Consider the following 11,209-nt stretch of genomic DNA (forward strand, 5'->3'; position numbering starts at 1 on the left):
AGAGTGTTCCAACGGCACGAGAATAAACGAATAACCAATCAATTAACAAATGTTAATTTTCGTTGTTTGTCAGTAATGGTACAGTTGTTTCAGTCAAATCTCAACTATCTGATTGTATCGGAACCAGATCATCGCCAGTAACTCAAATAGCTTGTTGGAATTCTGGGCCGGGCTCGAGTGTACTGTTAACCGTGTTGGCCATGCATATCATGATCAGTTCGCCCATCCGGGTACACCTTGTTATGCGAAATTCTCCGATTACTGCGCCGACCTCGGCGTCAAGGCGTTGCGCTATCTCGTGTCGTGGGAACGCCTCACCGAAACACCAGAGACTTGGGACAATGTTTCGTCTGATCTAAACGGGTTACGTCAAAAGGGCGTGCGCCCGATCATCGGTCTTGTCCATCATGGCAGCGGTCCCCCGACCACCGATCTGCTGTCGCACTGCTTTGCCACGGGCCTGGCGGCACACGCGCGCACGACCGTCGAACGGTTTCCCTGGGTAATGGAATGGACGCCGGTCAACGAGCCGCTGACCACGGCGCGGTTCGCAGCGCTCTATGGGCTCTGGTTTCCCCACCACCGCGACGAGCGGTCGTTCTGGATTGCGCTGTTGAACCAGGTCGATGCCACGCGCCTCGCCATGCGGGAAATCAGGGCGGTGAATCCCCAGGCATTGCTTGTCCAGACCGAGGATCTGGGGCGGACCTATGCGACAGCGGCGCTCGGCGACCAGAGCGGCTTTGACAACACCCGCCGGTGGATGACGTGGGATTTGCTCGCTGGCCGGGTGAACCCCGCGCACCCATTCTGGGATCGGCTGGTGGCCATGGGGCTGGGTGACCGGCTGCGCGTGATTGCCGACGATCCCTGTCCGGCCGACATCATCGGGGTCAATCATTATCTGACGAGCGATCGATTCCTGGATCACCGCACACATCTCTATCCCGCAGAGCGATGCGGCAGCAATGCCAGTAGGCGCTATGCCGATGTCGAGGCGATCAGGGTATTGGGGGCCACGCCCGCCGGGTTGCGCGGTGCGCTTGACGAGGCATGGACACGCTATGGGAAACCGATCGCCGTCACCGAATGCCACAACGCCTGCACGCGCGAGGAGCAGATGCGCTGGACGGCAGAGGCGTGGGCAATTGCCCGATCATTGCGCGCGCGCGGCGTCGACATTGTCGCGGTCACGGCGTGGGCCGCAGCGGGGAGCCGGAACTGGTCGAGCCTGCTGACCCGCGACGATGGCCTGTACGAATGCGGCGCGTTCGACAGCCGCAGCGGCGCTCTTCGGTCGACCGCGATGGTCCCGCTGCTCCGCGAGCTGGCCAGCGATTCAACAGCGAACCATCCGGTCGTGGCAGCCCCCGGATGGTGGCGGCGCACGATCCGCTTTGCCTATCCTGCCCTTGGCATGGCCACGCCCGTCGCCCTTGCTTCACTCGATCGAGACAGCGCAGGGGGCGGGCCGCCAATCCTGATTGCAGGCGGCACCGGCACCCTTGGCCAGGCTATTGCGCAGGCGTGCCATCACCGCGGCCTGAGGTTCGTCCTTACCACACGCGCGGATCTGGACGTGACGGACGCCGCGTCGATCGATGACGCGCTGGCCCGGTTTCGTCCGTGGGCCGTCATCAACGCGACCGGCTGGGTTCGGGTCGATGATGCCGAGACCCAGGTGGAGAATTGCCGGGACATCAACGTGACGGGAGCCGCTTTGCTGGCGCGCGCCTGTGAAAAGGCCGCGATCCACTATACCGCCCTATCGAGTGATTTGGTATTCGATGGCACCAAGCAGGACCTGTATGTCGAAGACGATGCCCCTGCCCCCCTCGGCATCTACGGCCAAACCAAGGCCGAAGCCGAAGCCGGGGCACCGCATGGCCTAACGATCCGCACTGCCGCCTTCTTTTCCCCCAATGACGCGCATAATTTCGCGGTCGCGGTGCGCGATACGCTTCGGGCCGGGCAGGTTTTCGAGGCTGCTGCAGACTATTTCATCACGCCGACCTATGTGCCCGATCTGGTCGCGAACCTGCTGGACCTCGTCATCGATCGGGAAGTCGGAATTTGGCATTTGTCGAACGGAGAAGCGGTGTCCTGGGCCGAATTCGCGGGTCGCATCGCCAAAGCCTGTGCGCTTCCGGTCGATTTGCTATCCGCCGTTCCCGGTGACACGCTCGGCTGGACAGCGCTGCGTCCGCGAAATGCGGGGCTGGGCACGTCGCTCGGCGTGCGAATGCCCACGCTGGGCGACGCGATTGACCGGTTCGCCGCTGCCAGCCCTAGTTTGCCAGCCGCCCGTCAAGCAGCTTGATGATCGCCGAAAAATCCTTGGCTCCGGATCCAAGGCCAACAAACGCCTGATACAGTGCCGCGGCATTGGCCCCCATCGGCACCGCCGCATCCACCCCTTGCGCCGCCTCGACCGCCAGTTTCAGGTCCTTCAGCATCAGCGCTGCCTGAAACCCCCCTTCGAAATCGCGGTTTGCCGGTGATGTCGGGACAGGTCCCGGCACCGGGCAATAGCTCGTCATCGACCAGTTCTGCCCCGAAGCCTTTGAACTGATGTCGTAGAATGTCTGAAGGTCCAGCCCAAGCTTTTCCGCCAGCGCGAACGCTTCGCAAGTGGCGATCATCGTCGCCCCCAACAGCATGTTATTGCAGATTTTTGCCGCCTGCCCTGCGCCCGCTGCGCCCGCGTGGATCACCGTCTTGCCCATTGCCGACAGGAACGGTTCGGCGCGCGCGAACCCGTCTGCCGGTCCCCCGACCATGAAGGTCAGCGTGCCGCCATTGGCTGCGGCAATGCCCCCCGACACCGGGGCGTCGACAGCCACCAGCCCAGCTGTTTGCGCCAGCACGGCGACCGCGCGTGCACTGGCCACGTCGATGGTCGAACAATCGATCAACAGCGTGCCGGGCCGCGCATTGGCGACCAGCGCATCGGTATAGACCTGCCTCACGTGTTTACCGGCGGGCAGCATGGTTACGACCACGTCGGCATCCGCCGCCTCGGTCGCGCTCGCCACCGCACGGCATCCGGCGGCAACGGCGGCGTCCAGCGCCGCTGTCGCCAGGTCGAACGCACGGACGTCATGGCCCGCCTTGACGAGGTTGGCAGCCATCCCGCCGCCCATATTACCCAGCCCGATGAAACCGATGGTCGTGCTTGTCATGACGGCGTCCACTCCTGATTGTCGGGCAACGGTGCAAAGATCGCGTCGAGCATTGCGGGCGTCACCCCTTCGGGTGTCGATGGATTCCAGACGGGTGCATTGTCCTTGTCGACGATGACCGCGCGGACCCCTTCCGCAAAGTCGGGCAGCACCGCGACCCGGCTCGCAATACGGTATTCCATCCGCATGTCGTCGGCAAAGTCGGTGAGCGCCGCACCCGTCGCCAGTTGGCGCAGGGCGACCTTGCAGGCCTGCGGCGATTTGGGACGCAGGATGGCAGCCTGCTTGCGCCCCCAGTCGGAACCGTCATCGTCGAGCGCGGTGAGGATTGCTTCATAGGTATCGGCTGCAAACAATCGGTCGATCATGGGCAGGTCGGCCATTATCGAGGGCGCGGGCGGCGTGATCGACAGGTTCGCCAATATCGCCGCTACATCGCCGGGGTTCGCGGCGATCTGCGTCTTGGCCTCAAGCAATGCGGCGGCGGGGAGATAATGGGTCGCCAGGCCGAGCGCGAGGCATTCCGCCCCGTCCAGCCGCGCTCCGGTCAGCGCCAGATAGGCGCCCACCCGGCCCCGCAGCCGCGACAGATACCAGCCCCCGCCGACATCCGGGAACAGGCCGATCCCGGTTTCAGGCATGGCAAAGCGGGTATTCTCTGTGGCAATCCGGTAACGTGCGGGCTGGCTGATGCCGACGCCGCCACCCATGGTGATGCCATCCATAAACGCGATCACGGGTTTGCCATAGGTGAACAGCTTATGATTGAGCCGATATTCTGCCAGGAAGAACCGCTTCGCATCCGCACCGCCGCGCGCGGCCCCGTCGGCGATGGCGCGGATGTCGCCACCCGCACAAAATCCGCGACCCACGGTATGGTCGATGATGACGGCTTCGACCGCAGCGTCGTCCCGCCAACTGTTCAGCGCAGCGCGCATCGCCTCGCACATCGGCAGTGTCAGCGCGTGCAGGGCCTGCGGGCGGTTCAGGCCAATCCGACCAACCTTGCCATCGACGCGAACCAGCACGGGATCGTCGTTGGTCCCAGTCATTGGCGGGTCAGTTCACGACCGACGATCATCCGCATGACCTGGTTGGTGCCCTCCAAGATCGAATGAACCCGCAGGTCGCGCCAGAACCGCTCGATCGGGTAATCCTGCAAATAGCCATAGCCGCCAAACAGTTGCAGCGCGTCGTTCGCAACCTTCGACCCCGTATCGGTCGCCAGGCGCTTTGCCATCGCCGCGAATTTGGTCTTGTCGGGCGCGTTGGACGTGACCTTCGCCGCCGCCATGTACAACAGCGCGCGGGCCGCCTGCAGGTCGGTCTCCATGTCGGCCAGCATGAACTGCGTGTTCTGGAAATCGGCGATGCTCTTACCAAACTGCTGACGTTCGCGGGTGTAGGCGATTGCTTCGTCGAGGCACCGTTGCGCGCCGCCCAGCGAACAGGCACCGATGTTCAGACGCCCGCCATCGAGGCCCATCATCGCGATCCGAAACCCCTCGCCTTCGCCCCCGATCAGGTTTTCAACCGGCACGCGCACGCCGTCGAAATTGACCTGCGCGGTGGGCTGCGAATGCCAGCCGAGCTTGCGCTCGTTCGCGCCGAACGACACGCCCGCCATGTCCTTTTCGATGACCAGGCACGAGATCCCTTTCGGTCCCTCCTCTCCCGTCCGGACCATCGTGATGTAAACCTCGTTCGCGCCGCCGCCCGAAATGAATGCCTTTGACCCGGTAACGATATAATGGTTGCCGTCGCGCACCGCTTTCGATTTCAATGCCGCCGCGTCCGATCCTGACGAGGGTTCGGTCAGGCAATAGGACGCGATCCGGTCCATGGTAACGAGGTCGGGCAGGTATTTCGCCTTGACGGCCGCCGAACCGAACCGGTCGATCATCCACGCCGCCATGTTGTGGATCGAAATGAACGCGCTGGTCGACGGGCAGCCGTACGCCATCGCCTCCATGATCAGCGCGCTGTCGAGCCGCCCGAGACCAATCCCCCCCGAATCCTCGCTCACATAGATCGACGCAAAGCCAAGCGCCGCCGCCGCGCGGATCGTGTCGCGCGGGAAGATGTGCTTTTCATCCCATTCGGCCGCGTGCGGCGTGATCGCGTCGGCGGTGAACTTGCGCGCCATCTCCTGGATCGCAAGCTGGTCTTCGGTAAGCTCGAACTGGCCGCTCATCATTCAGCCCATCGTCGGGATGACAAAGGCATTGGCCCCATCGCCGACGCCCCCGTCGGGCCAGCGTTGCGTGATCGTCTTGACCTTGGTCCAGAACTTCACGCCTTCCATGCCGTGCTGGTTGGTGTCGCCGAACGCGCTGCGTTTCCAGCCACCGAACGTGTGATAGGCGACCGGCACGGGGATCGGCACGTTGATGCCGACCATCCCGACATTGACCCGCGCCGCGAACTCGCGCGCGGCATGGCCGTTGCGCGTGAAGATCGCCACGCCGTTGCCGTATTGATGCTGGCTGGGCAGCGCGAGCGCTTCCTCGAAATCGGCGGCGCGGACGATCTGGAGGACGGGTCCGAAGATTTCCTCCTTGTAACTTTCCATGTCCGGCGTGACGTGATCGAACAGGCTCGGGCCAATGAAGAAACCCTGCTCATGCCCCTGCAACGTGAAGCCGCGACCGTCGACCACCAGCTCGGCCCCCTCGTCGACGCCTTTCTGGATCCAGCCCTCGACCCGCGCCTTGTGCGCCGCGTTCACGACCGGACCGTAATGCGCATCGGCATCGGTCGAAACGCCGACCCGCAGCGAGGCAATCGCGGGCAACAGCTTTTCACGCAGGGCAATGGCGGTCTTCTCACCGACCGGTACGACCACCGGCAACGCCATGCACCGCTCGCCAGCCGAACCGAACGCGGCTCCCGACAGGTCGTTGACGACCTGGTCCAGGTCGGCATCGGGCATGACGATGCCATGGTTCTTGGCCCCGCCCATCGCCTGCACCCGCTTGCCTGCCGCGACCCCGCGCTGATACACATAGTGCGCGATGTCGGACGACCCGACGAAGCTGACTGCGGCGATGTCGGGATGGTCGAGGATGGCGTCGACCATTTCCTTGTCACCATGGACGACCTGGCAGATCCCGGCGGGCAACCCCGCCTCGATAAACAGTTCGGCAAAGCGCACCGGCACCGACGGATCGCGCTCGCTGGGCTTGATGATGAAGGCGTTTCCGGTCGCGATCGCCACCCCCGACATCCACAGCGGGATCATGCCGGGAAAGTTGAACGGGGTGATGCCCACCCCGATGCCCAATGGCTGGCGCATCGAATAGACGTCGATGCCGGGACCTGCCCCTTGCGTATACTCACCCTTCAGGACGTGCGGGATGCCGCAGCAGAACTCGATCACTTCCAGCCCGCGCTGGATGTCGCCCCGTGAATCGGCGATCACCTTGCCATGTTCGGACGAGAGCAGATGCGCCAGCTCGTCCATATTGGCTTCGACCAGCCGCTTGAATTCGAACATCACGCGGGCGCGGCGCTGCGGGTTGGTGGCGGCCCAGCCGGGTTGCGCGTTTAGTGCCGCCGCCACCGCCAGGTCGAGCACCGCTGCGTCACCCAGCGGGACACTGGCCTGCACTGCACCGCTGTTGGGATCGAAGATGTCACCGAACCGCGTTGCCGCCGCGCCCGCACCGCCTGCGATGAAATGATTGACCTGACGCATGATCCGACTCCCATTTTCTTTCGCAACCCATTGCGGTCGATCGGGTAGCAGCGCAAGCGGCCGCAGCGTATTCAAGACCTGCAGAATTGCAAAACGGATGCCAGAATGTGCGAAATCCGCGCCTGCCCGGCCGGGGTCGCCAGCAAATCCTGGCGCACCTCTATCTCGACATAGCGCAGCCCCGCCGCATAGGCATGGCGCGGCACGGTATAGTCGATCCCATCCATCGCATAAGGTTCGTTGTCCCCCACCGGCACGTCAAGGGTTTCCCGCAATCGCGCCAGCACGGCCTGGGCAAAGTCGGTGTTGCCAAGGTGATGCAGCACGCCGATTTCCCACGGTCGAGCGACCCCGTTCATTGCCGGCGTGAAGCTGTGGATGGCGACCAGCACCGGATCGGTCCTGCTGGCGAGCGCCGATCCAATTGCCGCGTGATAGGGCTCATGAATCTCGGCAACGCGCACCGCCCGGTCAGCGTCGGACAGCCCCTCGTTACCCGGCACCCGCGTGCCGTCGCTGACCACGGCAACGGAATCGGCAGCCGTGGGCCCGCGGTTGCAATCCACGACCAGCCGCGAATAGGTCTGCTGCACCAGCGTTGCATCAAGCGCCTCGGCCAACATCGCCGACAACCCCGCCGCGCCGATGTCCCAGCCGATATGCCGCGTCAGGTCATCGGCCCCCAGCCCCAGCGTGCCCAGTGCCGTCGGCACCCGGTTCCCCGCATGGTCGCACAACAGGAGGAACGATGATGCCCCCAACGGGTTGATAACGCGCCAAGGCGGCGGATCATCGACCGCGAGGAGCGATGGCCGTGACGGGTCGCCGACTTCGAAATGCGGGGCGTTCAATGCCATTCCTGAACCTCTCTCACGTTACCACTAACTCCTATCGACAGGTTGCGTTCGGCGATCGCATCATGGTGCGCCCACGTGAGAGCTACGACCAGCATCCGATTGACGCGACCCTGAAAATCGATCCCGAACCCGGCAACCTGCGCCGGCACCCAAGCCCGGGAGTCACCCCGAAAACAGAAACCAGAAAGGCCGACCTATGCTGATCCGCGCCGGCTATGAAATTCGTTTCGAGGCGTCCCTTTCCACGCCGATGATGGCGATGCTCAGCATCCATCCATCGCGCAACAAAGACCTGGCGACACCGCACCGCATCCGCGCTTCGCCCGACGTGCCGATCTATGACTATCTCGATGCGTTCGGGAACGTTTGCACGCGGGTGACGGTGCCAGAGGGTGGGCTGACGCTGCGCTGCGACTTCACGATCGAGGACGATGGCCTGCCCGACCCCCAGGCACCAGACGCGATCCAGCACTCGATCGAGGATTTGCCCGACGAGATCCTCGTCTTCCTGCTGGGCAGTCGCTATTGCGAGACCGACCGCCTGTCCAACACGGCCTGGTCGCTGTTCGGCCATATTCCGCCGGGCTGGCAGCGTGTGCAGGCGATCGTCGACTTCACGCACAGTCATATCGAATTCGGATATCACCATGCTCGGCCAACCAAGTCGGCTTGGGATGCGTATCGGGAACGCCAAGGGGTTTGCCGCGATTTCGCCCATCTGGCGATCACCCTGTGCCGCTGCATGAACATCCCGGCGCGCTATTGCACCGGCTATCTCGGCGACATCGGCGTGCCCCCGGTCGATTCGCCGATGGATTTCTCCGCGTGGTTCGACGTGTATCTGGGGGGCGCCTGGCACACGTTGGACGCACGCCACAATGTTTCGCGCATCGGACGAATTTTGATGGCGCGCGGACGCGATGCGACCGATACAGCATTAACGACAGCATTCGGCCCCGCAGAGCTTGTCCAGTTCGACGTACACACCAGTGAGTTCCAGGGAACCGGAGAGGTTCGCCAGATCAACGAAAGCAAACGCAATGGCTGACCAAACCGGCTTCGATATGCTGCTCGACGAAAGCCCCCTGCCGTTCGGCGCGCCGCAGTTCGACCGGATCATGACCGATCGGTTCCTCCCGGCCTTTCAGATAGCGATTGCCGAAGCCGCCGCCGAGATCGCCGCGATTGCCGACAATTCCGAAGCCGCGACGTTCACCAACACGATCGAGGCACTCGAACGCTGCGGGGCAAGCCTGTCACGCGTCCGCCGCATCTTCTATACTCTGTCGTCGGCGCAATCGGACGCTCTGATGCGCAAGGTCGAGCCCGAGATTTCGGCGTTGCTGACACGGCACGGGACAGCGGTATCGCACAATGCCAATCTGTTCGCGCGCGTCCGCACAGTCTGGGAGTCGCGCGATCGATCGGCGCTGGACGAGGCACAACGGCGGTTGGTCGAAGACAGCTACGAAGGCTATGTGAAGGGTGGCGCCGCGCTCGCCGAAGCTGAGAAGGTGCAATTTGCGGCGATCGTCGAGCGACTGTCTGCGCTTTCGACCGAATTCGGACATAATGTGCTGGCCGAAGCAGCGGACTGGGAAATGCTGCTGACGGACGGCGAGTTGGACGGACTACCCGCCGGTATGCGCGCATCCGCGAAGGCCCGGGCGGCGGCAAAGGGACATGACGAGGCCTGGCTGTTCACCCTCGACCGCGGAGACATGGAGGGTTTGCTGACGTTTTCGACGCGGCGTGACCTGCGCGAACGAATGTGGCGCGCCTTCACGACGCGCTGCAATGGCGGTGCGCACGACAACCGCGCTATCGTCGATGAGATGCTGGCGTTGCGCCATGAACGTGCAGCCCTGCTCGGCTATGCGACCTATGCCGATTATGCGCTGTCGGACAGTATGGCAAAAACGCCGGACGCCGCCGAAGCCCTGTTGATGCGGGTGTGGGAACCGGCCGTGCGCGAGGCGGCAAACGAGCGCGCCGAACTGCAACGCATTGCCAGCACAGAGGGTGCGACCTTCGAAGTCGCGGGCTGGGACTGGCGCTATTATGCAGAACGCATCCGCCGCGACCGGTTTGCCCTCGATGGGGCCGAAGTCAAAAAGCACTTGTTGCTCGAAGTCGTGATCGATGCCGCGTTTTCCTGTGCCGAACAGCTTTATGGCCTGAGTTTTCGACGTCATCCCGAACTGCCGGGCTGGCATCCCGACGTGAATGCCTGGGGCGTGTTCGAAAAAGGCACCGAGATCGGGCTGCTCTACACCGATTATTTTGCGCGTCCCGAAAAGCATGGCGGAGCATGGATGGGCAGCCTGCGCGTGCAGGAAAAGCTCGACCGCCCGGTGCTGCCGATTGCCTATCTTGTCGCCAATTTCCCGACGCCAGCGCAGGGCGAGGATGTCGGGCTGTCGATCGACGAGGCGCGCACGCTGTTTCATGAATTCGGCCACGCACTGCACGGCCTGTTGTCCGACGTGAAATATCCGAGCCAGTCGGGAACGGCGGTGGCGCGCGATTTTGTCGAGCTGCCGTCGAAGTTCATGGAACACTGGATCCTCGCGCCCGAAACGCTGCGTGAAATGGCAGTCCCCGAAGCGTTGATTGCCGCAATCGGTCACGTTGACGATTTTGGACAGGGTTTCGCGACGGTCGAGCTGGTGTCGTCGGCGCTTGTCGACATGGCGCTGCACCGTTGCAGCGACGATGCGCCCGATTCGGCGGCGATTGAGGCAGCGACACTGGCGCGCCTGCACATGCCGGCCGCGATTGCACCACGGCAGGGCGTCACGCACTTCACACATGTCTTCGACGGCGGCTATGCCAGCGCCTATTACAGCTACCTCTGGTCCGAAGTCCTCGACGCCGACGCGTTTTCGGCCTTTTGCGAATCAGGGAACATCTTCGACCCCGGGCTAGCGGGGCAGTTTCGGCGCGAAATTCTGGCGCGCGGCAACACGCGCGATCCAATGGCGTCTTTCATTGCCTTCCGGGGACGCGAGCCCGACGAAACAGCGCTGCTGAAAGAGCGGCGTTTGGTCTAGCCGTAACCCGGTCAAGCCCGTCACCCCGGCGCTTGCGATCAAACCCCTGTCCTACACACGACAGATCATGCTTGAACATCCCCGGCTCGTTAAACGTACCAACCTCCACCACCACCGCCTTCGATAATTTCCTACCCACGCAACTTTCCATCCCATCCGCTGCGCTTTCTGCGACTCTAGCGCACTTTCACGATCCCCTGGTCGATCAGGCTACGGGCGCAATCGATCAGCGTTTCATCGACTGGACGGGCAAGCCAGCCAAGGACATTGCGGGCATGGCGCGCATCCATCGCGCGGGTTTTGCCAAGCTCGCCTGCGACTTGCGCGATCATCGGGCTGAACCGCGCGGCCAGTCGGATCAGGAAGTCGGGTATCCGGCGCATCGAGACCTTGTGTGCCTCGGGACCCAGATTTGCTTTC

8 protein-coding genes and 1 pseudogene are annotated in these 11,209 nt (G+C 63.2%); 3 read left to right on the forward strand and 6 right to left on the reverse strand.

The genetic code is table 11. The features are described from left to right. The first annotated feature begins 286 nt into the window (after positions 1 to 286). Positions 287 to 2,320, forward strand: coding sequence for an SDR family oxidoreductase (locus Q0R02_RS07845; RefSeq protein WP_293882187.1), 2,034 nt, complete (start codon positions 287 to 289; stop codon positions 2,318 to 2,320). Here Q0R02_RS07845 and mmsB read toward each other — a convergent pair. The 5 genes from mmsB to Q0R02_RS07870 all read right to left on the reverse strand — a co-directional run bounded on the left by mmsB (position 2,289) and on the right by Q0R02_RS07870 (position 7,736). Then, positions 2,289 to 3,182 carry a 3-hydroxyisobutyrate dehydrogenase gene (mmsB, locus tag Q0R02_RS07850; protein ID WP_293882188.1) on the reverse strand — a complete coding sequence of 298 codons (894 nt, stop codon included), beginning with the start codon at positions 3,180 to 3,182 and terminating at the stop codon, positions 2,289 to 2,291. The two genes, Q0R02_RS07845 and mmsB, sit on opposite strands and share 32 nt — an antisense overlap. Then, complete coding sequence (locus Q0R02_RS07855; protein WP_293882189.1) at positions 3,179 to 4,234, reverse strand: enoyl-CoA hydratase/isomerase family protein; 1,056 nt, start codon at positions 4,232 to 4,234, stop codon at positions 3,179 to 3,181. Before Q0R02_RS07855 ends, mmsB begins: the two co-directional genes overlap by 4 nt. Next, the gene (locus Q0R02_RS07860) at positions 4,231 to 5,376 is read right to left on the reverse strand and encodes an acyl-CoA dehydrogenase family protein (RefSeq protein WP_293882190.1); all 1,146 of its coding nucleotides are present in this window, start codon (positions 5,374 to 5,376) and stop codon (positions 4,231 to 4,233) included. The genes Q0R02_RS07855 and Q0R02_RS07860 overlap by 4 nt, the downstream gene beginning before the upstream one ends. Positions 5,377 to 5,379: 3 nt before the next feature. Continuing rightward, positions 5,380 to 6,879, reverse strand: a complete 1,500-nt coding sequence (locus Q0R02_RS07865) for a CoA-acylating methylmalonate-semialdehyde dehydrogenase (protein ID WP_293882191.1) — start codon at positions 6,877 to 6,879, stop codon at positions 5,380 to 5,382. Between the two features lie 71 nt (positions 6,880 to 6,950). Then, a complete protein-coding gene (locus tag Q0R02_RS07870) occupies positions 6,951 to 7,736 on the reverse strand; it encodes an N-formylglutamate amidohydrolase (RefSeq protein WP_293882192.1) in 786 nt (261 codons plus the stop codon). Positions 7,737 to 7,932: 196 nt separating this feature from the next. Between Q0R02_RS07870 and Q0R02_RS07875 the strand changes: the two genes are divergently transcribed. Next, positions 7,933 to 8,784 (forward strand): transglutaminase family protein, encoded by an 852-nt coding sequence (locus Q0R02_RS07875; protein ID WP_293882193.1) that lies wholly within the window; start codon positions 7,933 to 7,935, stop codon positions 8,782 to 8,784. Then, positions 8,777 to 10,789 carry a M3 family metallopeptidase gene (locus Q0R02_RS07880; protein WP_293882194.1) on the forward strand — a complete coding sequence of 671 codons (2,013 nt, stop codon included), beginning with the start codon at positions 8,777 to 8,779 and terminating at the stop codon, positions 10,787 to 10,789. Before Q0R02_RS07875 ends, Q0R02_RS07880 begins: the two co-directional genes overlap by 8 nt. Before the next feature lie 176 nt (positions 10,790 to 10,965). Here Q0R02_RS07880 and Q0R02_RS07885 read toward each other — a convergent pair. Then, a pseudogene (locus Q0R02_RS07885) lies at positions 10,966 to 11,209 on the reverse strand (aldehyde reductase); the annotation flags it as partial.

This window comes from Sphingomonas sp. (assembly GCF_025353885.1).
In the GTDB taxonomy this organism is placed as follows: domain Bacteria; phylum Pseudomonadota; class Alphaproteobacteria; order Sphingomonadales; family Sphingomonadaceae; genus Sphingomonas_O.

What these genes read in the sequence shown, in the direction of transcription:
- mmsB (WP_293882188.1), bottom strand. Translation starts at nt 3,182, where the DNA reads ATGACAAGCACGACCATCGGTTTCATCGGGCTGGGTAATATGGGCGGC.
- Q0R02_RS07855 (WP_293882189.1), bottom strand. Translation starts at nt 4,234, where the DNA reads ATGACTGGGACCAACGACGATCCCGTGCTGGTTCGCGTCGATGGCAAG.
- Q0R02_RS07860 (WP_293882190.1), bottom strand. Translation starts at nt 5,376, where the DNA reads ATGAGCGGCCAGTTCGAGCTTACCGAAGACCAGCTTGCGATCCAGGAG.
- Q0R02_RS07865 (WP_293882191.1), bottom strand. Translation starts at nt 6,879, where the DNA reads ATGCGTCAGGTCAATCATTTCATCGCAGGCGGTGCGGGCGCGGCGGCA.
- Q0R02_RS07870 (WP_293882192.1), bottom strand. Translation starts at nt 7,736, where the DNA reads ATGGCATTGAACGCCCCGCATTTCGAAGTCGGCGACCCGTCACGGCCA.
- Q0R02_RS07875 (WP_293882193.1), top strand. Translation starts at nt 7,933, where the DNA reads ATGCTGATCCGCGCCGGCTATGAAATTCGTTTCGAGGCGTCCCTTTCC.
- Q0R02_RS07880 (WP_293882194.1), top strand. Translation starts at nt 8,777, where the DNA reads ATGGCTGACCAAACCGGCTTCGATATGCTGCTCGACGAAAGCCCCCTG.